The following is a 24,044-nucleotide window of genomic DNA, read 5'->3' on the forward strand; positions in this document are numbered from 1 at the left end:
TTCGTTCAAGACGCCACCACACCCCCCGGCCGACACTGACCCCCATGACCGATCGCGCCTTCACCCCCGCCGCCGGCCGCCTCGGCCCCGTACGCCTCTACGACCCCATCGTCTCCCTCACCCGCGAACGCCTGTGGCGCAGCCTGCTCGCCATGCACGTGGCCCCCCGCCCCGACGACGTGATCCTCGACGTCGGCTGCGGCACCGGCTCACTGGCCGTCCTCCTCGGCCGCGTCGAACCCCGCGCCCGCGTCATCGGCGTCGACCCCGACCCCACCACCCTCGAAGTGGCCCGCCGCAAGGCCGCCGCCGCCGGAGTGACCCCCGAATGGCACATCGGCATGGGCGACGCCGTCGCCGACCTCGTGGGCGCCGAAACGGCCGACACCGTCGTCTCCAGCCTCGTCCTCCACCAGTGCCCCATCCCCATGAAACAGGCCGTCCTCGCCTCCATGCACACGGCGCTGCGCCCCGGCGGCAAGCTCGTCATCGCCGACTTCGGGCGCCAGCGCACGGCCGCCATGCGCCTGGCGTTCCGCATCGTGCAACTGGCGGACGGCAAGGAGGACACCCAGCCCAACGCCGACGGCATCCTGCCCCGGCTGATCACCGAGGCCGGCTTCCACGGCGTGCGCGAGACCGAGACCGTCGCCACGCTCACCGGCTCGCTGTCGTTCTACGTCGCCCGCCGCGCGTAGGCCGCCCGTCGGGTCCCGTGGGGTCCTGGCCGCCCGCCGGGCCGCCCGCCCGGCCCGAGGCACGCAGCACCGGGAGCACCGCGGACGGCGTCAGCCCCGTCATCTCCCGCATCTGCCGGCTGAAGTGCGCCTGGTCCGCGAAGCCGCCCGCCAGCGCCGCCTCGGCGAGCGTGCGCCCCTCGCCCAGCGCGTCGGCGGCGCGGGCCAGCCGCCGCCAGATCCGCCAGCGCGCCAGCGGCACCCCCAACTGCCGCCGCGCCAGCGCCCGCAGGCGCTGCGGCGACAGCCCCACCCGCGCCGCCAGCCCCGGCAGCGCGACCCGGTGGTCCGTCAGCGCCTCCATCGCCGCCCACAGCCGCACGTCCACCTCGGCCGACGGCAGCACCCCGGACGGACACAGGTCCTCCTCCACCAGGTCCCGCCACTGGGGTGCCACGGTGACACCGTCACCGCACCCCGCCCGCAGCCGGTCCGCGAACGCGCAGTGCGGATCGACGAAGAACGCCGACACCTCCCGCACCGGCGCCATCCGGTGCCACACCATCGGCGCCACCACCACCGCCGCGCCCCGGTGGCGGACCCCGGCCCCGTCCACGATCGTCACCTCGCCGCCCGCCGACGCGACGGCAACCTGGAACGCGGCGTGCCGATGTGACGTACTGTCCGCCAACGGCCCCCGGTACAGCGCGTACCCCGCGCCCACCACGAAGCGCCGCCCGATCCCCTCCCGCTGCCCCATCCGCCCGATGCTGCCAGAGCGCCGCGCCCGCCACCCCGGATTCCGGCCACCCCCTAGCGCCGCAGGCCCACCTCGCGGGCCTTCCAGGCCAGGGCCATCGCGAACCGGACCGTGCCCACCAGCCCGGCCAGGGCGAGCGCGATCCACAGCGGGATCCCGAGCAGGCTCGGCCGGCCCGTGATCATCCGCTCGCCGGCGAGCCACACCCTGGTCTCGTGCCCGTCCGGATACAGCTTCCCGGTGGGCCGCTCCTCGCTGAACTCCCGGCCGCCGACGCTCCAGTGGTACGTGCAGCCGTAGACGTCGTGGCCCTGGTTCTGGTCGTCCAGCTCCCGGCCCGTCGTCCGGCAGCCCGTCACGGTGGCCGTGACGCCGGGCGGCTCGTGCAGCCTGGTCCGGACGGCGTAGGCGGCCTGCGCCGCCGCGAACACCGTGCCCAGGGCGAGTGCGAGCAGCACCACCAGCGCCACGAAGGCGGCGGCGTACTCGACGGCGGCGACCTGACGCAGCAGCGGCAGCGAGGCGCCGACGGCCGCCACCAGGGCGACCCCGCACACCACCAGCCACCACCGCCGATCGCCCGGCAGGTCCTGCGACCCCGCCCACACCACCGGCCCGGCCGCGCCCCCCAGCACCGCCACCCCCGCCACCACACCCACCGCACACCGCCGGTGCAGCGCCCCCCACTCCACGGAAGCCTCGCGTCCCACCCCGCCCCCCTCTCCCCGTTCACCCGCCCACCCTCGCCACCCCCGAGGACGCCCCCACCCGACGCCACGGTTTCGGCCCGCGCCCGGTCCGCCCCTTGCCAGCCGAGCGGCACGCGGGCGGCGGCCTCCCACTCGTACATCCGCCGGTCACGGCCGAGGACGATGAGTTCGGCGGAAGCGATGCGGGCGGTCGCGGGGTAGGTGGTGACGCCGGCAAGGGCGTCGGCGGCGGGCTGGGCCGGTCCGTCGGCGTTGGAGTAGGCGACGGAGACGTGGGGGCGGAAGCCGTCGGCCTGTTCGGGGACTTCGGGCCAGACGTCGGCGATGGCGGCGCGGATGGCCGAGCGGACGGCGCGCACGGGCTCTGCGGGGTCGACGGTGAGGAGCAGGGCCTCGGGGGCGACGATCGCGGGCCCCAGCACGAGGTCGAAGGCGGGGATCTTCGCAAGGCGGCTGGTGGCGGCGTCGACGATGGCGCGGGCGTCGGCCGCGCTCACCTCGTCGGTGGAACCGAGGCCCTGCATGGTGAGGTGGAGCCAGCGGTCGGGGACGAGGTCGAGGCCGGGCACGTCGGCCAAGGCGTGGCGGTAGTCGGCGGCGAGGCCGTGGAGGTCGTCGGCGCCGTCGAAGACCAGGTGCCAGGTGTACCAGCGGGTACCCGTGGTCCAGCCGGGCCGCCACCACCAGTGGTCGGCCATACGTGAGGGAGTGTCAGTCATGGTCGCCGATCCAAGCACCAGCCGGCGCCACGGGGGAGAGGGCGCGTGCGGCTTCCCGGACGGCGGTCGGCGGTTTCCAGGGGCCCTTCCCCCCTCGCAGGACGGGAGGATTCCATGATGGATTGATTACGGTGCGACACGGCTCGGCGCAGGGCTGAGCCAGGTTTATACGGGCAGATTCCATCCGGGCCCGTCCTCGGTGCCGAGCCAGACCCGCTGTCCGGCCGCCGACACGGTGATCCCGAAGCGATCCTGGTGCGGCTCACCGGCCGCCTGCCAGGTCTCAACCGCTTGCTCGACCTGGTCCCACAGGGCGACGGGCCCGCGCTGAGTCACGGCCCACCCGCCGGTGGGGTTGGGCGCCGTCCGGGCCTGCGATCCGGTGGCCAGGTCCCAGAGGATCTGTTGAGCCCCCACACCCATGCGGATTGCCCCGGGTTCGGCAAGTTGGGCTACCCAACCGCCCGTCCAACTGTCCAGCTTCGCCGGGTCGATGCGGGTCGGACGTTCCTTGCCGGGCAGGAGGTCCAGCGTCGGGCGGGGCGGTCGGTCGTGCGGGCGGGCGATCATGAAACCGGTTTGGCCGGTCAGGAACCGGCCGGTGGCCTCGCCAGGTCCGGTCACGTCGAGCAGCACGAGGGCGTTCGCGTAGCTCCACCCGGAGAGGGTGACCAGGATTCGGCCGCCGGGCTTGACCTGGTGGAGCCAAGAGAGGGGGATGTACCGGACAGAACAGGTGGCGATGATCCGGTCGTACTGCCCGCCGCCCGGGTCGCCGCGCAGCCCGTCACCGATGATCAACCGGGGGGAGAATCCCGCAGTCTTGATCGCCGTTGCCGCTGCCGCGCCGACTGCGGGGTCGTACTCGATGCTGGTGAGGTTGGCGTCCCCGAGGCGGTGTGCGCCGAGGGCGGTCGAGTACCCGGTGCCCGTGCCGATCTCCAGTACCCGGTGCCCGGCCTCGGCGCCCAACTGCTGCCACATGCGCAGTACGACGGACGGGAGGGTGGACGACGATGACGGGATGCCTGTCACGGTCTCCCCAGCGGTGTCCTCGGGCCCGATGCGGCCGTCGAGTTGGGTCACCAGTGTCTGGTCATCGTAGATCCCCACCAGCCACCCGGGCTCGCCCGGACGGACGGGTCGGTAGACAGTCGGAACGCTGCCGGCGACCGGAGCGAAGTAGGTTCCGACGAAGAGCTCTCGGGGAACGGCCCTCACCGCGCTGTCCCACTCGCGTTCGGTCAGCGTGCCGTCCTCGGTGAGCCTGTCGGCCAGAGCGGTGCGGAGTTCAGCCGGTGTGCTCATGCGTCACGGCCTTTCTGTAGCTGGTCGGCGAGGGCGTGGGCAATCGCCTCGGTGGTCTCGGCCGGTTGCCATGCCCACTGGCCGTTCGGGTTGCATTCGAGGAAGTACCAGTCGCCCGAGGCGGTCACGGCGAAGTCGAACGCGCCGTAGACCAAACGAAGTTCTCCGAGGTAGGCGGCGACCGAACGTGCGACCGGCTCGGGTACGTCGATCGGGGTGCACGTCATCCGGTCCTGGCGGCGCCGCCAGTCGAGGTCGGGACTGTCGATCCGGACGCCGAACAGGCGGTTGTCGACGGCCGTCACCCTTGCGTCGAACAGCTTCGGCACCTTCGCCTGGAAGAGGTGCGGGCAGGCGGACACGGCGTCGGTGATGTCGGCCGGATCGACCTCGCGTACCCACACGGCGTGAGGCTGCCCGCCGATCGAGTAGGGGATGTTCCACAACGGCTTGTACACCGCCCCGGCGGCCCGGGCTGCCACGAACTCCCGCGCCTCGTTCGCGCTGTTCGTGATCACCGTGTCGGGGACCGGGAACCCGCAGCGCTGCGCGGCCGCCAGTTGTGCTGGCTTGTGCTCGGCCGCACGGTTGGCCCAGGGGTGGTTCACGTAGTGTGCGGCGGGGAGCGAGGCGAGGATGCCGCCCGCACCCCACAGGGATTGCGCGGCGGCGAACCGGCGGTCCTGGCCGTCCAGTTCGGAGGGCCCTTCGTAGGGTGAGGCCCGGCGCACCCAGACGGACCGGACGGCGGAGAGGTCGAGGTCCCGGCTGGCGGTGCGCAGAGTGCCCTGCTGCTGGCCTGTGCGGTACGTGGCGATCAGCGAGGCACCCGTGTGCAGGTCGGTGCCGGGATCGAGCCGGACCACCGGAACTCGGCGCTCGGCGAGCACCCGCAGTACCGCATCCGCGGTCACGTCAAGGGGATTGGTCAGCACCAGCACCGACCCGCTTCGGCCGTTCATCAGCCGTTGCTCTGGTCCTGATCGTAGGACTCGGTGCTGTCGGCGTCGGTCGGCCCGCCCGGGTTTCCGTCGGGCGTGGTCGTGGTGGGCGTCAGGCCGCTCGTGCTGGTGCCATGCCCGCCCAACTCGACCGTGCGTCCGTGCTCGTCCACGATCACCGCAATCTGCGTCTCGGGGTCGATGACGGGCGTGTACTGCGGGACCGGGACGGTAGCCGTGAACGGCCCCATCCGGGTGGTACCCCACGGTGCGGTTGTCATCTGTGCTGCGCCTCCATTTCGTGGTGGTGCTGACAGGATCAACAACTCGGCCGGTTGGCCGAGTTGTTGATCCCGCCCGGTCGGAACGGACCTCAAGTCCGCAACCAGTTCGCCGACCTGCGGGCGGTATCGCGGCCCAGGGGACACGGGGGTGCGTTTGCGCGTCACGACAGCGACTCCGTTCCGTAGTCCGACGACTACTGGGGGCGCCAACTGTCCTCTAGGCTGCGGAGCTGTTCAACTTGTCCCACAGTGTCAGATTGGTAGGACGAACAGCCTTGAACAAGCGGGAACTTGACCCCCCGACATCCCCAGCCGCCGAGTTCGGCGTACTACTTCGCACGTCGCGCGAGCAGCGAGGCTGGACTCAGGAGCACCTTGCCGAGCTGATCGGCTGTACATCGTCGTACATCTCCGCGCTCGAACACGGCCGAAGGAAACCAAGTCAACAGATCTCAACGGCACTTGATCGAGTGTTCGGGTCGGGAGAGAGGTTCCTCAGGGAGTGGAGTACGTCCGGTCGGCGGGTCTTGTTCGAAGGCTTCGATGAGTACCTGCGCAATGAAGCGAAAGCCATCGCCCTGAGACTGTTCGAGATCAACCTGGTTCCGAGTTTGCTCCAAACGCCCGAGTACAGCCGAGTTTTTCAGGAGGCGCCTGTCCTGAGGGGGATCGCAACTCGGCAGCAGGCCGACGAACGAACCGAGAAGGTGCTGCTCCGACAGCAGTCCCTCGCCCGAGATCCGGCGCCGCACGTCCAGGTGGTGATAGATGAGGGGGCGCTACGGCGGCCGATCGGTGGTCGGGACGTCATGGTGGCGCAACTCAGGCACCTGGAAGCACTCGCTGCACGTCCCCGTTTTCTGGTGCAGGTGTGCCCTACCGCAGCAGGCGAGAACCGCCCGTTCGGGCATCCAATTACGTTGCTGACCATGCCGAACAGGTCCATCGTGGGGTACGGCGAGACGCAGCGGCGCGGCTACCTCGAACGCGATCCGGAGACGCTGGCCGAGTGGGCCAGTGAGTACGATCATCTCCAGGCCGAGGCGCTGTCCCGAGCAGCGAGCATCGAGTTCATTCGAAACGTGCGGAAAGGCTTTGAGCATGGATGATCGCAATGTCACCTGGTACAAGAGTTCATACAGCACCCAGGGAGGGAACTGCGTCGAGGTCGATGCGAATGTAGTCCACACTGTCCCGGTCCGTGACTCCAAGGATCCCCACGGTCCTGCGCTGGTCTTCCCGGCCGACGCCTGGTCGAGCTTCGTCGCCGCCGTCCGCTCCGGAGAGTTCGGCGACGTCTGACGTACGCGTGCCGCCCATCACCGCACTCGTCGTCGCCATCCTCGACGGCACCGTCACCACCGACCGCGCCGTCGACCTGCTCATGGCCCGCACGCCCAGAGCCGAATGGTAGGCAGGCGGCATCGCCACCCCCGAGGACGCCCCCGCCCGATGTCACGGTTTCGCCCCGCGCCCGGTCTTCATCGGTGAACAGGGCGCGGCAGACACCCGCGCCCCCCGCTGCAGGAGAGGGACGAGCCATGGAAACCGTGACCGTGCGACGGGTCATCGCGGCGCCGATCGCCGAGGTGTTCGACTGGTGCGCCACGAGCACCAACTACACCCGCTCCCCGTTCGTGCTCAGGGCGCGCCTGGCCCGGCCCGGCGAGGGCGCGCCCTACGGGGTGGGCGCCGTGCGGCTGCACACCTGGCTGATCGGCTGGTTCAACGAGCGGATCACCGCCTACAACGCCCCGCACGGCTTCGACTACACCGTCGACCGCAGCTTCCCGCCGGCCCGGCACGAGTTCGGCCGGATGACCTTCGAGGAGGTCCCCGAGGGCACCCTGGTCGTCTGGACGACCGGCTTCGCGCTCCCCATCCCCCTCGTCGGCGCGGCCTTCGCCCGCCGGGTCGGCAAGCCCGTCATCGCCCACGTCTTCGGCGCCATCCTGGCCGCCGCCGCCACCGACCTCGAAGCCGCCCCGAAGAAGCGCCCCTGACGCCGCGCCCCCCGCGGCAGGAGCGGGACGGCTCAGGCCGGCGGGTTCGGCCGGTTCAGGCCGCGGTCGTAGGCGAAGATCACGGCCTGCACCCGGTCCCGGGCGCCGATCTTCGACAGCACCCGGCTGACGTGCGTCTTGACGGTCGACTCCGCGAGCACCAGGCGCTGCGCGATCTCGCCGTTGGTCCAGCCCCGGCCGACCGCGACCAGGATCTCGCGCTCGCGCTCGGTCAGGGCGTTCAGCCGCGGATCGTCCTCGGCGGCCGCGCCGGGCGGGCGCACGGGCAGGTGGTGGGCGTAGGCGTCCAGGAGGCGTCGGGTGATGGCGGGGGCGACGACGGCGTCGCCCTCGGAGACGGCGCGGATCCCGGCCAGGAGGTCCTCCGGGCGGGCGTCCTTGAGGAGGAAGCCGCTGGCGCCGGCGCGCAGCGCGGCGTGGGCGTACTCGTCGAGGTCGAAGGTGGTCAGGACGAGGATGCGCGAGCGCCCGCCGGTGGCGACGATGCGCCGGGTGGCCTCGATGCCGTCCATGCCAGGCATCCGGATGTCCATCAGGACGACGTCGGGCCGCAGGTCGGCCGCCAGGCGCACGGCCTCGGCGCCGTGCGCGGCCTCGCCGACGACCTCCGTGCCGGGCTGGCTCTCCAGCAGCATCCGGAAGCCGTACCGCTGGAGCGGCTGGTCGTCGACGATGAGGACCGTGGTCACGTCAGGCCGCCTGTCGGGTCGGGGTCGGGATCGGGAGTGAAGGCGCCGGGTCCGCCGGGGCCGTCGGGTCCGTCGGGGGTGAGGTCGAGGACGGCCTCCACGGTCCATCCTGCCCCGGGCCCGGGCCCGGCGGTGACGGTGCCCCCGTACAGGGCCGCGCGCTCGCGCATGCCCGTGAGCCCGTGCCCCTCCTCGCCCGCCGCACCGCCGCGCACCGCCCCGCCGGGCGGACCGCCGTCCCGCACCCGCACCCGCAGGCGGCCGCCCTCGGCGGCCAGCGTCACGTGCGCCCGGGTGTCGGGCCCGGCGTGCTTGAGGGTGTTGGTGAGCGCCTCCTGGACGATCCGGTACGCCATCAGCTGCACCCCGCGGTCCAGCCGCTCCACCTCGCCGCGCGCGGTGTACACGACCTGCGGCCCGGCGGCCCGGATGCGCGCGCACAGCCCGTCGAGGTCGGCGATGCCCGGCTGCGGCGTGAACTCGGGGCCCTGCTCGCCCTGGTCGCGCAGGACACCGAGCATGCGCCGCAGCTCGCCCAGCGCCTGGCGGCTGGTCTCCCCGATCAGCAGCAGCGCCTCCCGGCCCCGCTCGGGGGAGGCCTCGGTCGCGTACGCGCCGCCGTCCGCCAGGGTGATGATCACGGACAGGTTGTGGCCGATGATGTCGTGCATCTCCCGGGCCACCCGGGTGCGCTCGGTGGCGGTGGCCAGCCGGCTGCGCTGGTCGCGCTCGACCTCCAGACGCGCCGCCCGCTCGCGCAGCCCGGCGAGCTGGGCCCGGCGGATGCGCACCGCGATGCCGACGGCCACCGCCGCCGTCGCCGCGCTGAACAGGAAGAACAGCGCGTCCCCGACCGGCAGCCCGCCGGACAGCTCCACCGCGACCAGTGCCGACGCGCCGGTCATCGCCGCGCACGCCCACGCCAGGTGCCGCAGGCTCCCGTGCAGGGCCAGGCTGTAGAGGGCGACGAGCAGCGCGACGTCCGCGCGCAGCGCCACCCCCAGCGACCACTGCAGGACGAACACGGCCGCGACCGCCGCGAACGCCGCCGCCGGTCGCCGCCGGCGCCACAGCAGCGGTAGCAGCAGCCCCGCCTGCAAGGCCAGCAGCGCCGCCAGCGGCGGGCGGGCGAAGACGATCCGGTGCTCGCGCGCCCGCTCCCCGCCGTCGTGGAAGGGCAGCAGGTCCGGCAGGCAGAACAGCAGGAAGACCGCGACCACCACCGCGGTGTCCAGCACCCACGGGTGGTCGCGGTCCGCCTGCCGCGCCCGCTGCCCCAGCCGGGCCAGGCGCGCGAACACCGGGTACCCCGACAGCGGGTCGCCCCCCGCCCCCACGGCGGTGTCGTGCTCGCTCACGGTGTCACCTTCGTCCAGCTCGTCCGGAACGGTCGTCACCTTCGTCCAGCCCATCCGCAAACGGTCGTCACCTTCGTCCAGCTCACCCGCAAACGGTCGTCACCTTCGTCCAGCTCACCCCGGAACGGATACGAAACGGGCCCGGTGCGGCACCCGACTCGAACGGGCACCGCACCGGGACGTCCACGCAGTCTCCCAGCCCTCAGGCGTCGCTGCGCACCAGGCGCACGGCCGCGCCCGCCAGGGCGAGCACCGTCCACAGCAGGAAGACCGCCAGCCCCGCGGCGGGCGACAGCGTGGTCGCGTCGTGGTGCAGGGCGAACATCGCCTGGCCCGCGTTGCTGGGCAGGTACGGGCTGATGTGGTCCTGCCAGGACGAGGGCAGCAGCGAGATCAGGCCGGGGACCAGCATCAGCGAGGCCACCAGCACCGAGATGCCGCCCGCCACCGACCGCAGCAGCGCGCCCAGCGCGACACCGATCACGCCCACCAGGGCGAGGTAGAGCCCGGCCCCCAGCAGGCCGCGCAGGACGCCGGCGTCGGAGAACGTCATCGCCGCGCGGGTACCGGAGAGGATGCCGCTGTCGGCCGCGAAGGCGACGAACACCCCGACGGTGCCCAGCAGCAGCACCACCACCCCGTACACCGCCGCCTTGGACCACAGCACCGGCAGCCGGCGCGGCACCGCGGCCAGGGTGGAGCGGATCATGCCGGTGGAGTACTCGCCCGCGGCGACCAGCACGCCCAGGACGCCGAACGCCAGCTGCGCGAAGTTGGTGCCGAACAGAGACAGGCTCAGGGCACTGGCGTCGGCGAAGTCCCCCCGATCCATCGGGCGCCCCGAGGTGATCCTCGACTTGAACTGGAACGCGGCGATCAACCCGAACGCGACCAGGAACAGCAGGCCCAGGCCCAGCGTGATCCAGGTCGAGCGCAGCGACCACAGCTTGGCCCACTCCGAGCGCAGCACGCGCACGGGCGTCACCCGGTAGGCGGGGCGCGCGGGCCGCCGGTCGGCGGCCGCGGACGGCTGGCTCGGTGCGATGGTGCTCATGCCGCGCTCCTCGGGGACTCGGCGCCGGCACCCGCACTGGCGGCGGGCCCGGTCGCGGTGGTGGTGCCGTGGTACTCCACGGCGTCCCTGGTCAGCTCCATGAACGCCTCCTCCAGGGAGACCGTGCGGGTGGTGAGCTCGAACAGCGCGATGCCCTGCTCGGCGGCCCGCAGGCCGATCTCCCGCGCGGCCAGGCCGGTGACGAGGAGCTCCTCCGAACCGGAACGGCCGGTGACCTCCACCCCGGGCCCGGCCAGCGCCGTGCGCAGCCGGGCCGGATCGGCGCTGGCCACCTTCACCACGTCGCCACCGGCCTGGCGGACCAGGTCCTGCACGGTGGTGTCGGCCAGCAGCCGGCCCCGCCCGACGATGATCAGGTGGTCGGCGACCAGCGCGACCTCACTCATCAGGTGCGAGGACACGAAGACGGTGCGGCCCTCGGCGGCCAGCGAGGTGAGGAGGTTGCGGATCCACAGCACGCCCTCCGGGTCGAGACCGTTGACCGGCTCGTCCAGCATCACCGTCGCCGGGTCGCCCAGCAGCGCCGCCGCGATCCCCAGCCGCTGGCCCATGCCCAGCGAGAACGCCCCGGCACGCTTCCTGGCCACCGACTGCAGCCCCGTCAGCTCGACGACCTCCTCCACCCGCGAGCGCGGGATGCCGTGGGTGTGCGCCTGGGCCATGAGGTGGTTGAACGCGGAGCGCCCCGGGTGGATCGACTTGGCCTCCAGCAGCGCCCCGACCTCCTGCAACGGCGCCGCGTGCGCGGCGTAACGGCGCCCGTTGACGCGCACCGAGCCGCTGGTGGGCGCGTCCAGCCCGACGATCATCCGCATGGTGGTGGACTTCCCGGCGCCGTTGGGCCCGAGGAAGCCGGTGACCGTGCCGGGCTTGACCATGAAGTCGAGCCGGTCGACGGCGGTCTTCTCCCCGTACCGCTTCGTCAGCTGGTGCGCCTCGATCATCGCTCACCCCTACGCTCCGGGGCCGGACCGTCCCGGCCTCCCTCACACTCCACGCTAGGCGCGGCGCCGGCGCGATCCGTGGTACCCCGGACCGATCATCGGAGGGGGCACGGTACCCCGGTACCACGCCAGGACCGCCTGTTGCGGTTACATCACGACGTGTCCGATTCATCGAGTATTGGACCGGAGTGCGGCGATTAACTTTGTTGGCAGCGATGCGAACGGTCTCTCATAATGCCTGCTGAGACGCGTGATGGACGGTCCGGAGAACCGCCGGGGGAGCGGTTTGCGAGGAAGTCCGCGCGCGAGATCCCACATTTTCCCGGGGGAGTTCCTTGTCCGCGCCCGAAAACGAAACAGCCGCCGTTCCGGAGCAGCCCGACGCCGCGCCGGAACCGGCCGCCGTGCCGCAGCACCCCGCTGCGCCACAGCACCCCGCCGTACCGCAGCCCGACGCTGCGCCGCAGCACGCCGCCGCACCCGAACCGGCCGCGCGCCGGCTGCCGCGCGCCGTCGGCGTCGCGCTGGCCACCGCCGGCCTGCTTGCCGTCACGGCGACCAGCGCCGCGGTGACCGTCGCCGTCGGCAGGCCGGACACCCGCCCGGCCGCCGCCGCCGCACCCGCGCCGGCCACCACCACCGCCTCCAGCCCGAGCCCGACGGCCTCCGCCACCCCGCTACCGGTGCCGACGCCCACCGCCGCCCCGACCACCCCCAAGCCGGCCAGCACCGTCAAGGGGACCGTCAACGGCGGCAAGCACGAGGGCGACCTGCGCTACTTCCTGCTCCCGATCCCGGACGGCGGCGAGTCGTACGGGCCCGCGGACGGGATGACCATGACCAACGACGACGTCGCCGACCTGTTCGGCAAGCAGGACGGCATCATGGACATCCTCGGCTCGTACGGCTACCGGTCGGGCGCCACCCGGATGTACCGGACGGCCGACGGCAAGGCCGAGGTCACCGTCACCCTGCTGCGCTTCGGCTCCACCTCGATGGCGCGCGAGTTCGTCCAGGGATACACCCTCAAGTCGCAGGACCCGATCGACATCGACGGCGACCCGAACGCCCACGGCTACCTGCACAAGCCCAAGCAGCAGGCGTACACCGGCTCGATGACCGGCATCTCCAGCCAGGGCGACGTCCAGTACACGATCGACGTCGAGGTGAAGGGGACACCGGACAAGGCGCTGCTGAGCGGGCTGATGAAGCGCCAGCGCGAGTGGCTCGCCTCCGGCGGCTGAGCGCAGCTGAACGCGGTTGAACGCGGCTGAACCCGCGCCGCCGCCCGTCCCGACGCCGTCCTTCCCACCCTCCTCTGGAGCCACCCCGTGACCACCGAACCCGCGCTGCCCCCGCCCGGCACCGCGCCGGCGCCCGCCGCCCCGCCGCGGCCCCACACCGCGCCCACCGAACCGCCCGCCACCGAACCGCCCGCCGCTGAACTGCCCGCCGCTGAACTGCCTTTCACCGCACCGCAGTTCACCACCGAACCGCCGCCCTCCGCCGAGGCGTTCCCGTCCGACGCGCCGGCCTCCGAGCTCCTGCCGCCCGCCCCCGAGCGGGCGCCCCGCGCCCCGCGCCGCCCGCGCCCGGTGCTGCTGGCGGTGTCCGGCCTGGTGCTGGGCACCCTGGCCGGCGGCGGCGTCGGCTACGCCGTCCAGGCCCAGCGCCCGCCGACGCCGCTGCCGCCGATCCAGGTCGCGCGCCCGTCCTACCCGGCCGTGGCGGTCGACCCGACCGCCTTCGCCGCCCAGCAGCCCAAGCCGCTGGCCATCGACGGCGACCTGCTCAAACTGCTGATCGGTGCCCCGGACGGCAGCGCCGCCTGGGGAGAATTCCCGGACAAGCCGAGCTGGGTGTCGGTCGGCGAGCTCGCCGAGCACAGCGACAGCGCGGTCCGCGACTTCAAGGACCTGAACTCCCGGGGCTTCCGGCGCGCGGCCGAGGTGGACTGGAAGAAGGGCGACACCAGGTACCGCGTGTCGCTGGTCCAGTACGCGCCGGACCGCGCCAACGAAGCCGCCACGCACGCCGTCGGCACCACCCGCAACCTGAAGCCGTTCGCCGACGGCGCCAACGGCGGCTACCGGGTGGACGAGGAACCCAGGTACTGGGCCGACAGCGCCGATCGGTACTACTACGGCCAGGCCGTAGCCCAGCGCGGCACGGTGGCGATGGTGGTGGAGGTCTTCGACCCCAAGCCGGTGAACCCCGATGTCGTGAAGGACCTCGCCAAGCAGCAATGGGAGCGGCTGGTATGACCGACAACAGCATGACCGGGACCCCGGCCGCCACGCCGGCGCCGACCGCCCCCGAGGCGGCCCCGGCCGCCGTCGAACAGTCCGCCGCCGAGCAGCAGTTCGCCGCCGATCCCGCCGCGCCGACCGCCGCCGATCCCGCCGCCCCGCGCCCCGCCTCCCGCCGCCTGCTGCGCGCGGGTGCCGCGACGGCAGCGGCGGCGCTGGCCGGGGTGGCCATCGGCGTCGGCATCATCAAGACCCAGTACGACGACCCCGCCCCGGCCGTCGCCGCCGGGCCGTCCGCCGCGCCCGTCCCGACCGCGACGGCCACGCCGTTCGGCGCCAAGTCCAACGGCAACCACTTCGGTTCGCTGCGCGACCTGCTGCTGCCCGTCCCGGCCGGCTACGAACCCGGCCCGGACGAGGGCGGCTACGGCAACGACACCGAACTCGGCGCCGAGTTCCTGTCCGCCGAACTGGACGACGAACTCCAGCAGATCCCCAAGGACAAGCGCGACAAGCTCCGCTCCTACTGGGAGGGCCTGCACGTCAAGGCCACCGGCGTGCGGACGTACCGGACCAGCGAGGACGACCTGGTGGTCGGCCTGAAGCTGCGCCAGTTCAACCAGCAGGAAGTGCAGAAGCTCAACGAGTACACCGCGGTCTTCACCGGCGACACCGGCCTGTTCCGGATCGGCCCGGAGATCCCGGGCCACCCCGAGGCGCACTGCTACCTGATGCCGGCGCCGCCGTCCGCGCCGATCGACTACCTGGAGTGCTCGGCCGCCGAGGGCGACCTCCTGGTGGTCATGAACGTCGAGGGCGTGGCACCGCTGCCCAAGGACCGGATCGTCGCCCTCTTCACCCTGCAGCTCGACCGCCTCGCCCGCCCGGGAGCGTCCGCATGACCGACCACGCAACCCCGCACGAGCCCGCCGCCCCCGCCGAGACCCCCGCTGAGGCCGCCGTCGAGACCCCCGCGGGCACCTTCGCCGAGTTCCCCGCCGCTCCCGCCGCGGAGACCCCCGAGGAGCACGAGGCCCGCCTCGCCCGGCGCAGCGCCCGCCGCAGGGCGGCCGCGCGCTGGGCCACCGCCACCCTGGTGTTCGCCCTCGCGGGCACCGGCGCCGCGCTGGCCGTCACCGCCCCCGAGCGCACCGACCTGCCCGGCCTGGCCACCCCGGGCGACGGCCGCTACACCTTCCCGCCGCTGACGCTGCCGCCACTGCCCTCCGGCAGCAGCACGCCGGACCGTACGGGCGGCAAGAACGCCCTGCACGCCGCGGACCTGCGCTACCTGCTGCTGCCCGCCCCCAAGGAGGCCGGCGGCAGCCTCACCCCGGCGCTCTACCCGGTTCCCACCGCCTCGGCCACCGGCACCCCGTCGGCGAGCGCGACCCCGAGCCCGACCGCCTCCGCCTCCACGTCGGCCTCGGCGTCGGCGGGCGCGAGCCCGTCCACGGCCCCCGCCGGCCAGGCTCCGGCCGACTGGGTCACCTGCGACGCGATCCTCGCCGAGCAGCGGGACCCGGCCGAGCTCCGCGCGCTGCTCCTGCAGGACGCCTGCCGGGCGGCCACCGTCCGGGAGTGGACGGCCTCCGACGGCACCCGCACCCAGATCCGGCTGCTGCGCTTCGGCGCCTCCTTCGAGTCCTGGAACGTCTTCTCCTCCCTGCGCTCCGACGCCAAGCCCAATGCCCTGCCCGGCGCGAAGAGCACCTCCCACAGCGCCTGGGACACCGTCGAGGGCGTCCACCTGGACGCCCAGGAGAGCTCGGCGAAGGGCGCCAAGGGCACCCCGAACGCCCGCATCGCCTACCTCTGTGCCTCCGACCTCGTCGCCGTCGTCACCATGACCAACCCCGACGGCGTCCCGGACGCGGCCTTCCGCCAGGTGGTCACCCTCCAGTCCGACCTCCTCGCCTGACACCGGCCCCCGGGCCCGCCGCCCCCGCGCCCGCCGCCCGCACGCCCCTCACACCGTCAGCCGGGCGGCGGCGGGCAGGTGGTCGCTGGAGGTGGCGGGCAGGGTCCAGGCGGCGGTGGCGGGCAGGCCCCGGGTCATGACGTGATCGATCCGGGCCAGCGGGAAGACCGCCGGCCAGGTGAACCCGAAGCCGCCGCCCGCGCTGTCCTGCGCGGAGCTCAGCCGGCTGGTGACCGGGGTGAGCGCGTGGTCCCCGGCGGCGGTGTTGAGGTCGCCCAGCAGCAGCACCCGGCGCAGCGGCTCCTCGTCCAGCGCGGCGCCGAGCGCGGCGAGGTTGCGGTCGCGGTGAGCGGTGGCGAAGCCGGTGACGTTGAGCCGGACGGAGGCGAGATGGACCACGTACACGGCCAACGGCCCACCAGGCGCCTGGACTTCGGCCCGCAGTGAGCGGCTCCAGCCCGGGTCGATGGTCAGCCGCCGTGCGTCGGTCACCGGGTAGCGGCTCCACAGCGCGACGGTGCCGATCCGCGTGCGGTGCGGCAGTTCGGCGTCCAGCACGCGCTGGTAGACGGGCAGCGCGGCGTCGGTGACCTCCTCCAGGGCGACCAGGTCGGGGCGGGCGGCGAGCAGCGCCCGGGCCGTGCCGGCGGGGTCCGGGTTCTGCGCGCTCACGTTGTGGGTGACCACGGTCAGGCCCGCACCGCCGGTCGGGCCCGCACCGCCCCCCGGCGGCGGCCCGCCGCCGGCGAGCACCGGCCCGAGCACGACGGCCCACACCGCGGCCAGCACCACCGCGGCGCACGCCGGCACCGGCGCTCGCCGCAGCGCGGCGGCGAGCAGGACGGCGGGCACCACGACACCGGCCCAGGGCAGGGCGCTCTCCCACAGGCTCCCCAACTGGACGCCCAGGCTCGGCACCCGCCGGTGACCGGCCAGGGCGAGAGCGGTCAGCAGGGCCACGGCGGCGGCCACACGGCCGCGCCGCCAGCGCCCGACCGGCTCGCGCCGCCGCCGCCGCCGACGGCATCGACGGCCGCCCGGGCGGGAGACACCCGCCGAGGCGCCCCCCACCGTCCCCTGTCCCGCCCCCGCCACCGCTCCCGGCCTTGAGACCGCCCCCGCCCCCGGCGCGAGCCCCTCCTGCGATCGGATCATGAACGCCCCCTACCCGGCCGCGTCGGGCAACAGCGCCGGGCAGGTCCCGCCAGGGCTGGTCAGCAGCTCGAAGTGCCAGATCTCGTTGGCGTACACCTGGCAGAGCCCGTACCGCACGCCGTGCTGGATCAGCCAGTAGTCGGCATTGGTCGGACCGATGTCGATCGCCTTGCCCGAGACGTGCGCCGACTTCTCCGGCGTGTTCACGAACTGCCTGGCCCGCTCCAGACTCCCGTACCTGGCCACCCCCTTGTCGAGCAGCCGCTGCTGGTACTCCTTGCTGCGCCAGCCCGAGGTGACGGTCATCTCGATGCCCTGGGCGCGCGCGTCCCGGGCGGCCTGCTGGACGGCTGCCAGCAGCGGCCCGTCCAGGTTGCCCACCGCCGGCGCCCCGGTGTCGAACGGGGTCAGCGTCGTGCCGTCGGGAATGTCGCCGTCCGCCCCCGCCGAGGAACCGGACCCCGGAGCGAGGGAGGAGGAGAACGGCGCGACGGTGGCCGCCAGGGTCCGCAGCGCCGCCTCGGTCGCCGGCGGATCGGCGGCCGCGCAGGCGCCGGCCAGCGCCAGCACCACCACCGCCCCGGTGCCCACGGCCACCGCCCGCCGGCCGCCCCCCACCGGCCGCCACCGCGTCGCCTCCTGGCGCGTCGTCCCGTCCATCCCTGCCTCCCGGCGCTCGTCACTTTCGCCGCGACGGGGAAACCCGGCGGCCACACCATGGAAGGAAAAGCGGTGTTACCAGGACGTCTGCACTAGCCGATACGTTTTCGATAGGCCCGTTCGTGTCCAATGGACGGCAACGGCAACGGCAACAGCAACGACAGCAAGAGCGGGACGGGAGAACAGCGCGTGCGGGTCCTGGTGGTGGAGGACGAGATCTACCTCGCCGAGGCGGTCCAGGCGGGCCTGCGCCTGGAGGCGATCGCCTGCGACATCGTCACGGACGGCGACACCGCCCTCGAACGCCTCGCCGTCCACACCTACGACGTCGTCGTCCTGGACCGCGACATCCCCGGCACCCACGGCGACGACGTCTGCCGCACCATCGTCGAGCACCGCCTGGGCTGCCGCGTCCTCATGCTCACCGCCGCCGCCCGCCTCAACGAGAAGGTCGCCGGCTTCGAACTCGGCGCCGACGACTACCTGACCAAACCCTTCGACCTCGCCGAACTCGTCGTCCGGCTGCGCTCCCTGGCACGCCGCCCCGCCCAGGCCGCGCCCCCCGTCCTCGAATACGCCGGACTGCGCCTGGACCCCTTCCGCCGCGAGGTCTACCGAGACGGCCGCTACGTCGCCCTCTCCCGCAAGCAGTTCGCCGTCCTGGAGGTCCTGATGACCGCACGCGGCGGCGTCATCAGCGCCGAGAACCTCCTCGAACGCGCCTGGGACGAGAACGCCGACCCGTTCACCAACGCCGTCCGCATCACCATCTCCGGCCTGCGCAAACGACTCGGCGAACCCTGGGTGATCCAGACCGTGCCCGGCGTCGGCTACCGCCTCACCGACGGCACCCCCACGTGAGCGCCCCGCCCCGCACCCGCCCCGCGCCGCGACCGCGCCGCCTGACCGCCCGCCTGCGGCTCACCCTCAGCTACACCCTCTTCGCCGTCATCACCGGCACCCTCTGCCTGGCCGTCGTCTACGTCGGCATGCGCTACATCCCCAACTACCCGCTCACCTCCTCCAACCCCCGCGACCGCCTCTCCGCCCCCTCCCGCCAGGAGATCCTCCGCTCCCTGCTCACCATCTCCGGCTACGCCCTGGCCCTGCTCACCGCCGTCGGCACGATCGGCGGCTGGTTCATCGCCGGCCGCGTCCTGCGGCCCCTCCAGGACATCACCAGGGCCGCCCACCGCGCCGCGAGCGGAGCACTCGAACACCGCATCGCCCTCGCCGGCCCCCGCGACGAGTTCACCGACCTCTCCGACGCCTTCGACGAGATGCTCGAACGCCTCCAGCGTTCCTTCGACGCCCAGCAGCGCTTCGCCGCCAACGCCTCCCACGAACTGCGCACCCCCCTGGCCATCACCCGCACCATGCTCCAGGTCGCCGCCGCCGACCCGGCCCGCCAGGACTGGACCACCCTCGTCGCCCGCCTCCAGGACACCAACCAGCGCGGCATCGAGATCAGCGAAGCCCTCCTCCAACTCGCCGACCTCGGCCACACCGCCCCCGAACTCGAACCCCTCGACCTGGCCCGCACCACCCGCGACGCCCTCGCCGCCGTCCAGGAGGAGGCCGCCGCCCTGGGCGTCACCGTCACCACCGACTGCCGGCCCGCCCCCGCCACCGGCAACCCGGTCCTGCTGCGCCAGGCCGCCGTCAACCTGCTGCAGAACGCGCTGCGCCACAACCTGCCGACCGGGGGATCCGTCACCGTCACCACCGGGGCCGATCCGGACCGCCCCGGCCGGGTCCGGCTCGCCGTCACCAACACCGGCCCCCGCCTGGCCCCCGAGACCGTCCCCACCCTCACCGAGCCCTTCCTGCGGGGTCGCGGCCGCACCGCCCAGTCCGACCCCGCCCGCCGCGGTCACGGCCTCGGCCTGGCCATCGTCGTGGCCGTCACCGACGCCCACCACGGCGACCTCGGCCTCGCCCCCGCCCCCGGCGGCGGCCTGCACGCCACCCTCAGCCTCCCCGCCCGCTGAGCCCGGCCGCCGTCCCGCCGAGCCCCGGCCTCACCCCGTCGGCTGCCCGGGCCGGCCCGGCACCCACAGCGGCGCCGGGCCGCCGAGCGCCATGTACCGGGCCGCGTCCTCCTCCAGCCACCCGTCCACCCGGCCCGGATCGCCGCCGCACGACTCCACCAGCGCGGCGGCCGCGATCCGGGCACAGGCCAGCATCAGCGCCAGGGTGTCCCGGCGGCGGTGCCGCTCCCGGACGTACGCCTCGCCCCGCTCGTCGATACGCCGGCCGTGCGCCTCCCGGCCCTCAGCCTCCTGGCCCTGGGCCTCCCGACCGTGCGCCTCCCGACCGTGCGCCTCCCGGCCGTGCGCCGAAGCGTCCCCGCCCCCGCCCCCGTCCCCGTCCCCGGCGGTGACCGCCTGGACGCCGTGCCACACCAGGGCGAGCGCGGCCGGTTCGGCCGGGTGCGTCACCTCCGCCCGGCCCGCCTGCTCACGGGCCTCCGCCGACCGCCGGCCCAGCCACTCCAGCACCGCCGGCACGTCCCCCTCGCGGGCCTGGAGCACCAGCTCCGCCGCCCGGTACGCGAGCGCCCGCAGGACCTCCCCGGCCGGCACCCGCAGCCCCGGCACCGGCGGCTCGCCGAACGCCAGCCAGGCGTCCGCGAACGACGCCGCCCGCATCCGCCCCAGCCACGCCGGAGCCCCGGCCGCGTCGCCCACCCACTCCTGCGCACCCAGCCGGACCAGGCCCGCCGCGGCAAGCCGCGCCGCGTCCCCGTCCAGCCCGCACAGCCGTCCACCCCTCACCGCGCACCCCCGTCAGCGCCCTCAATCCCGTGACGGGCACATCCCACCACACCAGGACGCAAGCGAACTAGACAGGGACCCGACAAAAATTTCCGACGCCGCCCAGCCGCCGATCAGCCCAGGACCAGCGGCAACCGCCCCGCCAGAGCGCCCGGTGCGCCCGCTGCGCACCGGTGGGGGCGCGCCGTCCCGTCCCGACCAGCAGCGCGTCCCGGTCGGAGAACGACGCGGGGAACGCGGCCCCGGCGATCCCCGCCAGCAGCGCGCGCGAGCGCCGCAGCCCCTGCGCCGGCGGCCCCGGCACCCCGGGCAGGAACGCGACCGGGCCGAGATGGTGCAGCGTCCACTCCAGGACGTACGCGTCGAGGTAGTCGCCCGCCGTGAGCCCCCGGCCGCCCGTACCGGGGCGCCGCTACGCGAGGTGGTACTGCACGGGGGTGGAGACCCGGGCGCCGAGTTCGGCGGCGGCGCGGCGCGCCCAGTACGGGTCGCGCAGCAGCTCGCGGCCGAGCAGGACGGCGTCGGCCCTGCCGGCGGCGAGGATGTCCTGGGCCTGGACGGGGTCGGTGATCAGGCCCACGGCCGCCACGGGCATGCCGGCCCCGCTGCGCACGGCCTCGGCGAAGGGCACCTGGTAGCCGGGTCCGGCGTGGATCGTGGCGTCGGGGACGAGGCCTCCGGTGGAGACGTCCATCAGGTCCACGCCGTGGGCCAGGAGTTCCTTGGCGAGGCGGACGGTGTCCTGCGAGGTCCACCCGGTGCGGCCGTCCTGCGGGTTCTCGGTGAGCCAGTCGGTCGCGGAGATGCGGAAGAGGACGGGCAGGTCCTCGGGCCACGCCGAGCGGACGGCGTCGACGACCTCCAGGGCGAAGCGGATGCGGCCCTCGAAGGAGCCGCCGTAGGCGTCGGTGCGGTGGTTGCTGTGGGGGGAGAGGAACTGGTGGATCAGGTAGCCGTGGGCGCCGTGGATCTCGACGGCCCGGAAGCCGGCGTCGAGCGCGCGCCGGGCGGCGTCGGCGAACTGCCGGACGATCCCGCGGATCTGCTCCTCGGTGAGTTCGTCGGGCCTGGTCCGGGTGGGGGCGAAGGGGAGGGCGCTGGGGGCGAGCGGCGTCCATCCGTGGGCTTCGTCCGGGGCGAGGGCGCGGCCGCGGTCGATCCAGGTGCGCTCGGTGGACGCCTTGCGGCCGGCGTGGGCGAGCTGGAGGGCCGGCACGGTGCCCTGTGCCGTCAGGAAGGAGGTGATCCGCCGGAAGGCCGCGACCTGGGTGTCGTTCCAGATCCCGAGGTCGTAGGGGGTGATGCGGCCTTCGGGGCTGACGGCGGTGGCCTCCATGATGATCATCCCCGTGCCGCCGGTGGCGCGGGCCGCGACGTGGGCGAAGTGCCAGTCCGTCGGGGCGCCGGCCGCGTCGCCGTCCGGAGCGGCGCTGTACTGGCACATCGCCGCCATCCAGACGCGGTTGGGGACGGCCAGGGTCCTCAGGGTGTAGGGGGTGAAGAGGGTGGTGCTCATGGGCGGACTCCTGTCGGCGGAGGCGGGGCCGGGGGAAACCTTCTCGAATGATTGCAAGTGCACTTTGCGTGACGCCACAATAGTTGTGCACGCTGATTGCTTGCAAGCGCTGGCCATTTCATCCGGTGTCGCCACCTGCCGGCGGACCCGCTCCCACGCGATCCTGGTCCCCACGGCCCCCGGGCCCGCCGCCCGCGTCCACCGTCCGGGCGGCGCATCCGACCATGCGTCACCAGGAGGTCCGATGAAGATCCCCGGTCCAGACCCCCGGCCGGACGGCGGGGTCGGCGCCATCGCGCAGGCCGGCGGGCTGCACGCCTACCAGCTGTGGCTGCACGCCGAGTACGGCCCCGTGGCGCGGTTCCAGCTGCCCGGCGCCGAGACGGCCGTGTCGGTCGCCGACCCGGTGCTGCTGGAGGCCACCGCGCACCTGGACCGCCGCCCCGAGCGCCTGTTCTCCTTCCTGGACCCGCTGTTCGAGGCCGGCAACCTGCAAGTGCTCCCGGCGGACGAACACGCCCCGTGGCGCCGCACCCTGCTCTCGGTCCTGGCCGGCCGCCCCTCGCACGAGCAGGCCTTCGACCGCTTCACCGCGCTCGCCACCGGCCTCGCGGACCGCTGGGCCGCGCGGGGCGCGCGGGGCGAGGCCGTCGCGCTGCAGCAGGACCTGACCGCCCTGTCCCTGCGGATGATCTGCGCGTACGCGCTGGGCGGCGAGGTGGAGGGCCCGGACGTCGTCGCCGCCGCCTTCGAGGAGGTGCTCGCCGACTACCTGGAACGGCTCTACCAGGTGCCCCCCGCCGTCGACCCGCAGGAGCGCGCCGAGCGGACCGCGCGGGCGCTCGCCCTCCTGCGCGCGACGGTCGACCGGGTGATCGCGGCCCACCGCGACGGCGCCCGCGCCGACCGCAGCGACCTGGTCGGCGCACTGGTCGAGGCCGGCGAGCGCCCCGCCCGGATCCGCGACACCGTCCTCGCGGCGATGCTCGCCGCCCACCACACCACCGGCGTGGCCGTCTCCTGGACCCTGCACCTGCTGGGCCGCCACCCCGGGGCGGCCGAACGCGTCACCGGGGAACTGGACCGCGTCCTCGGCGACCGCGCGGCCCCCGGGTACGCCGACCTGCGGCGCCTGCCGTACCTGCGGACGGTCCTCCAGGAGTCGATGCGCCTCTACCCGCCCGGCCCGTACGGCGCGCGCCAGACCACCCAGGCGCTCACCCTCGGCGCGTACGAGGTCCCCGCCGGGGCGGTGGTCTTCTACCCGTTCTGGGCCGTCCACCTGAACCCCGACCACTGGCCCGAGCCCGAACGGTTCCGCCCCGAGCGCTTCGCCCCGGAGCAGGCGGCCGGACGCGCGCGGCTGGCCTGGGTCCCCTTCGGGTTCGGCCCGCGCAGCTGCGAGGGCGCCGCCCTGGCCATGGTCGAGTGCGAACTGCTGCTGGCCGTCCTCCTCAAGCGCCTGCGCTTTCGGCCCGTGCCGGGCCACCGGGTGGTCCCGGCCGAACGGTTCGTCCTCTGGGCGGCCGACGACATCCGCATGCTCGTCAGCCCGCGCCGGGCGGGGTGAGCGCCGCGCACCCGCCGGCGCGCCCCGCGCGGCCCGGCCCCCGGACGTGCGGGTGCCCCGGGACGAACCGTCCCGGGGCACCCGGCATGGGGGAGCGGCGGGGATCAGCCCCCGATGCCGATACCGGTCTCGGTGGCGTAGCCGGCGACGCCGTTGGGGCCCACCGCGACGGCGGCGTCGAGGAACGAGGCGCCGTCAGGACCGAACTGGACGTCGGTGATGTGCAGGGCACTGCCGTTCGGGCCGACGGAGAACGCCCCGTGGTCGTAGTTCAGGGAGGGGATGTTGTCGGGCGTGGCGGCGGAGGCGATGGTCGCCCCGCCGAGCACGAGCGGGAGGCAGAGGGCGGAGACGGTCAGGACACGGCGCGCAGTACGCATGGGGGAAGAGCCCTTCCAGATAAGGGTGGTGATGGTCGATCGGACCGCCACGAAATGGCGGCCTGTCACCATCCACACACATTCGTATGCGGAGCGCGACCGGGGATGGCTGTCCGGGGCTACCGGTTCACCCGGGCCCCCCATCGCCGCGCCGAGAAGGTGACGGGCGGCCCGCCGGAGCCCGGGGAGCGCCTCGCCCGCGCGGCGCCGCGGCCATCGGTGGCGGGCTGCCCGGTGGCTGCTCACGGCCGGGGTGGGCGCGTGGGTGCCGGCCGGCGACTTGACGATCAAACCGGTGGTGCTGCGATAGTGACCCGGTGCGCGTCG

25 protein-coding genes and 1 pseudogene are annotated in these 24,044 nt (G+C 74.0%); 11 read left to right on the forward strand and 15 right to left on the reverse strand.

The features are described from left to right. Positions 1-44 precede the first annotated feature (44 nt). Positions 45-698, forward strand: coding sequence for a methyltransferase domain-containing protein (locus tag AB0O19_RS36420; protein ID WP_363625849.1), 654 nt, complete (start codon positions 45-47; stop codon positions 696-698). Here the strand turns inward: AB0O19_RS36420 and AB0O19_RS36425 are convergent. The 6 genes and pseudogenes from AB0O19_RS36425 to tgmA form a co-directional block, all read right to left on the reverse strand. Next, positions 658-1,437 (reverse strand): AraC family transcriptional regulator, encoded by a 780-nt coding sequence (locus AB0O19_RS36425; RefSeq protein WP_363625851.1) that lies wholly within the window; start codon positions 1,435-1,437, stop codon positions 658-660. The genes AB0O19_RS36420 and AB0O19_RS36425 overlap by 41 nt on opposite strands. Positions 1,438-1,490: 53 nt before the next feature. Then, positions 1,491-2,078 carry a hypothetical protein gene (locus AB0O19_RS36430; protein WP_363625884.1) on the reverse strand — a complete coding sequence of 196 codons (588 nt, stop codon included), beginning with the start codon at positions 2,076-2,078 and terminating at the stop codon, positions 1,491-1,493. Positions 2,079-2,353: 275 nt separating this feature from the next. Next, positions 2,354-2,866 (reverse strand): annotated as a pseudogene (locus AB0O19_RS36435) (2'-5' RNA ligase family protein); the annotation flags it as partial. A 165-nt stretch (positions 2,867-3,031) separates the two neighbouring features. Then, positions 3,032-4,174, reverse strand: coding sequence for an ATP-grasp peptide maturase system methyltransferase (gene tgmC / locus AB0O19_RS36440; protein WP_363625853.1), 1,143 nt, complete (start codon positions 4,172-4,174; stop codon positions 3,032-3,034). After that, positions 4,171-5,136 carry an ATP-grasp ribosomal peptide maturase gene (gene tgmB, locus AB0O19_RS36445; protein ID WP_363625855.1) on the reverse strand — a complete coding sequence of 322 codons (966 nt, stop codon included), beginning with the start codon at positions 5,134-5,136 and terminating at the stop codon, positions 4,171-4,173. The genes tgmC and tgmB overlap by 4 nt, the downstream gene beginning before the upstream one ends. Then, on the reverse strand, positions 5,136-5,396 hold the full coding sequence (gene tgmA, locus AB0O19_RS36450) for a putative ATP-grasp-modified RiPP (RefSeq protein ID WP_363625857.1): 261 nt from the start codon (positions 5,394-5,396) through the stop codon (positions 5,136-5,138). The genes tgmB and tgmA overlap by 1 nt, the downstream gene beginning before the upstream one ends. 278 nt (positions 5,397-5,674) lie before the next feature. On the opposite strand from tgmA, the gene AB0O19_RS36455 reads away from it, so the two are divergent. The 3 genes from AB0O19_RS36455 (at position 5,675) to AB0O19_RS36465 (ending at position 7,402) form a co-directional block, all read left to right on the forward strand. Continuing rightward, complete coding sequence (locus tag AB0O19_RS36455; protein ID WP_363625859.1) at positions 5,675-6,508, forward strand: helix-turn-helix transcriptional regulator; 834 nt, start codon at positions 5,675-5,677, stop codon at positions 6,506-6,508. Beyond that, positions 6,501-6,701 (forward strand): DUF397 domain-containing protein, encoded by a 201-nt coding sequence (locus AB0O19_RS36460; RefSeq protein ID WP_363625861.1) that lies wholly within the window; start codon positions 6,501-6,503, stop codon positions 6,699-6,701. Before AB0O19_RS36455 ends, AB0O19_RS36460 begins: the two co-directional genes overlap by 8 nt. A gap of 239 nt (positions 6,702-6,940) precedes the next feature. After that, entirely contained in the window at positions 6,941-7,402 is a 462-nt protein-coding gene (locus AB0O19_RS36465; protein ID WP_363586832.1) for an SRPBCC family protein, read from the forward strand. A gap of 32 nt (positions 7,403-7,434) precedes the next feature. Here AB0O19_RS36465 and AB0O19_RS36470 read toward each other — a convergent pair whose 3' ends face one another. The 4 genes from AB0O19_RS36470 to AB0O19_RS36485 all read right to left on the reverse strand — a co-directional run bounded on the left by AB0O19_RS36470 (position 7,435) and on the right by AB0O19_RS36485 (position 11,489). After that, a complete protein-coding gene (locus tag AB0O19_RS36470) occupies positions 7,435-8,112 on the reverse strand; it encodes a response regulator transcription factor (protein WP_363586833.1) in 678 nt (225 codons plus the stop codon). After that, positions 8,109-9,524 (reverse strand): sensor histidine kinase, encoded by a 1,416-nt coding sequence (locus tag AB0O19_RS36475; protein WP_363625863.1) that lies wholly within the window; start codon positions 9,522-9,524, stop codon positions 8,109-8,111. The genes AB0O19_RS36470 and AB0O19_RS36475 overlap by 4 nt, the downstream gene beginning before the upstream one ends. A 148-nt stretch (positions 9,525-9,672) precedes the next feature. Then, complete coding sequence (locus tag AB0O19_RS36480) at positions 9,673-10,524, reverse strand: ABC transporter permease (RefSeq protein WP_363625865.1); 852 nt, start codon at positions 10,522-10,524, stop codon at positions 9,673-9,675. Next, on the reverse strand, positions 10,521-11,489 hold the full coding sequence (locus AB0O19_RS36485; protein WP_363589069.1) for an ATP-binding cassette domain-containing protein: 969 nt from the start codon (positions 11,487-11,489) through the stop codon (positions 10,521-10,523). Before AB0O19_RS36485 ends, AB0O19_RS36480 begins: the two co-directional genes overlap by 4 nt. Before the next feature lie 335 nt (positions 11,490-11,824). Here AB0O19_RS36485 and AB0O19_RS36490 point away from each other — a divergent pair, with 335 nt between their 5' ends. The 4 genes from AB0O19_RS36490 (at position 11,825) to AB0O19_RS36505 (ending at position 15,659) form a co-directional block, all read left to right on the forward strand. Next, positions 11,825-12,733, forward strand: a complete 909-nt coding sequence (locus AB0O19_RS36490) for a hypothetical protein (protein WP_363625867.1) — start codon at positions 11,825-11,827, stop codon at positions 12,731-12,733. An 87-nt stretch (positions 12,734-12,820) separates the two neighbouring features. Then, positions 12,821-13,753, forward strand: coding sequence for a hypothetical protein (locus tag AB0O19_RS36495; protein ID WP_363625869.1), 933 nt, complete (start codon positions 12,821-12,823; stop codon positions 13,751-13,753). Beyond that, positions 13,750-14,640 (forward strand): hypothetical protein, encoded by an 891-nt coding sequence (locus AB0O19_RS36500; protein ID WP_363589075.1) that lies wholly within the window; start codon positions 13,750-13,752, stop codon positions 14,638-14,640. The genes AB0O19_RS36495 and AB0O19_RS36500 overlap by 4 nt, the downstream gene beginning before the upstream one ends. Then, positions 14,637-15,659: a hypothetical protein gene (locus AB0O19_RS36505; protein ID WP_363625871.1), complete on the forward strand. Its 1,023-nt coding sequence runs from the start codon at positions 14,637-14,639 to the stop codon at positions 15,657-15,659. Before AB0O19_RS36500 ends, AB0O19_RS36505 begins: the two co-directional genes overlap by 4 nt. 48 nt (positions 15,660-15,707) lie before the next feature. Here the strand turns inward: AB0O19_RS36505 and AB0O19_RS36510 are convergent, their stop codons facing one another. After that, on the reverse strand, positions 15,708-16,631 hold the full coding sequence (locus tag AB0O19_RS36510) for an endonuclease/exonuclease/phosphatase family protein (RefSeq protein WP_363625872.1): 924 nt from the start codon (positions 16,629-16,631) through the stop codon (positions 15,708-15,710). A gap of 192 nt (positions 16,632-16,823) precedes the next feature. Next, on the reverse strand, positions 16,824-17,474 hold the full coding sequence (locus AB0O19_RS36515; RefSeq protein WP_363625874.1) for a M15 family metallopeptidase: 651 nt from the start codon (positions 17,472-17,474) through the stop codon (positions 16,824-16,826). A gap of 189 nt (positions 17,475-17,663) precedes the next feature. On the opposite strand from AB0O19_RS36515, the gene AB0O19_RS36520 reads away from it, so the two are divergent. Together AB0O19_RS36520 and AB0O19_RS36525 are read left to right on the forward strand one after the other, a co-directional pair. Beyond that, positions 17,664-18,335, forward strand: a complete 672-nt coding sequence (locus AB0O19_RS36520) for a response regulator transcription factor (RefSeq protein WP_363625882.1) — start codon at positions 17,664-17,666, stop codon at positions 18,333-18,335. Beyond that, positions 18,332-19,465 (forward strand): HAMP domain-containing sensor histidine kinase, encoded by a 1,134-nt coding sequence (locus AB0O19_RS36525; protein WP_363589083.1) that lies wholly within the window; start codon positions 18,332-18,334, stop codon positions 19,463-19,465. Before AB0O19_RS36520 ends, AB0O19_RS36525 begins: the two co-directional genes overlap by 4 nt. Positions 19,466-19,495: 30 nt before the next feature. Here the strand turns inward: AB0O19_RS36525 and AB0O19_RS36530 are convergent, their stop codons facing one another. Both AB0O19_RS36530 and AB0O19_RS36535 read right to left on the reverse strand, forming a co-directional pair. Beyond that, positions 19,496-20,251 (reverse strand): hypothetical protein, encoded by a 756-nt coding sequence (locus tag AB0O19_RS36530; protein WP_363625876.1) that lies wholly within the window; start codon positions 20,249-20,251, stop codon positions 19,496-19,498. Positions 20,252-20,663: 412 nt separating this feature from the next. Then, positions 20,664-21,767, reverse strand: coding sequence for an NADH:flavin oxidoreductase/NADH oxidase (locus AB0O19_RS36535; protein WP_363625878.1), 1,104 nt, complete (start codon positions 21,765-21,767; stop codon positions 20,664-20,666). A gap of 244 nt (positions 21,768-22,011) precedes the next feature. On the opposite strand from AB0O19_RS36535, the gene AB0O19_RS36540 reads away from it, so the two are divergent. Continuing rightward, complete coding sequence (locus AB0O19_RS36540) at positions 22,012-23,337, forward strand: cytochrome P450 (protein ID WP_363625880.1); 1,326 nt, start codon at positions 22,012-22,014, stop codon at positions 23,335-23,337. 104 nt (positions 23,338-23,441) lie between these two features. On the opposite strand, the gene AB0O19_RS36545 is transcribed toward AB0O19_RS36540, so the two are convergent. Next, positions 23,442-23,717: a hypothetical protein gene (locus AB0O19_RS36545; RefSeq protein ID WP_363589091.1), complete on the reverse strand. Its 276-nt coding sequence runs from the start codon at positions 23,715-23,717 to the stop codon at positions 23,442-23,444. Positions 23,718-24,044: the final 327 nt, after the last annotated feature.

The sequence above is a fragment of the Kitasatospora sp. NPDC091276 genome (assembly GCF_040684355.1).
GTDB lineage: Bacteria > Actinomycetota > Actinomycetes > Streptomycetales > Streptomycetaceae > Kitasatospora.

Coding starts and splice junctions, on each gene's coding strand:
- AB0O19_RS36420 (WP_363625849.1), top strand. CDS start 45: ATGACCGATCGCGCCTTCACCCCCGCCGCCGGCCGCCTCGGCCCCGTA.
- AB0O19_RS36425 (WP_363625851.1), bottom strand. CDS start 1,437: ATGGGGCAGCGGGAGGGGATCGGGCGGCGCTTCGTGGTGGGCGCGGGG.
- tgmC (WP_363625853.1), bottom strand. CDS start 4,174: ATGAGCACACCGGCTGAACTCCGCACCGCTCTGGCCGACAGGCTCACC.
- tgmB (WP_363625855.1), bottom strand. CDS start 5,136: ATGAACGGCCGAAGCGGGTCGGTGCTGGTGCTGACCAATCCCCTTGAC.
- tgmA (WP_363625857.1), bottom strand. CDS start 5,396: ATGACAACCGCACCGTGGGGTACCACCCGGATGGGGCCGTTCACGGCT.
- AB0O19_RS36460 (WP_363625861.1), top strand. CDS start 6,501: ATGGATGATCGCAATGTCACCTGGTACAAGAGTTCATACAGCACCCAG.
- AB0O19_RS36465 (WP_363586832.1), top strand. CDS start 6,941: ATGGAAACCGTGACCGTGCGACGGGTCATCGCGGCGCCGATCGCCGAG.
- AB0O19_RS36475 (WP_363625863.1), bottom strand. CDS start 9,524: ATGGGCTGGACGAAGGTGACGACCGTTCCGGACGAGCTGGACGAAGGT.
- AB0O19_RS36480 (WP_363625865.1), bottom strand. CDS start 10,524: ATGAGCACCATCGCACCGAGCCAGCCGTCCGCGGCCGCCGACCGGCGG.
- AB0O19_RS36485 (WP_363589069.1), bottom strand. CDS start 11,489: ATGATCGAGGCGCACCAGCTGACGAAGCGGTACGGGGAGAAGACCGCC.
- AB0O19_RS36500 (WP_363589075.1), top strand. CDS start 13,750: ATGACCGACAACAGCATGACCGGGACCCCGGCCGCCACGCCGGCGCCG.
- AB0O19_RS36505 (WP_363625871.1), top strand. CDS start 14,637: ATGACCGACCACGCAACCCCGCACGAGCCCGCCGCCCCCGCCGAGACC.
- AB0O19_RS36515 (WP_363625874.1), bottom strand. CDS start 17,474: ATGGACGGGACGACGCGCCAGGAGGCGACGCGGTGGCGGCCGGTGGGG.
- AB0O19_RS36535 (WP_363625878.1), bottom strand. CDS start 21,767: ATGAGCACCACCCTCTTCACCCCCTACACCCTGAGGACCCTGGCCGTC.
- AB0O19_RS36540 (WP_363625880.1), top strand. CDS start 22,012: ATGAAGATCCCCGGTCCAGACCCCCGGCCGGACGGCGGGGTCGGCGCC.
- AB0O19_RS36545 (WP_363589091.1), bottom strand. CDS start 23,717: ATGCGTACTGCGCGCCGTGTCCTGACCGTCTCCGCCCTCTGCCTCCCG.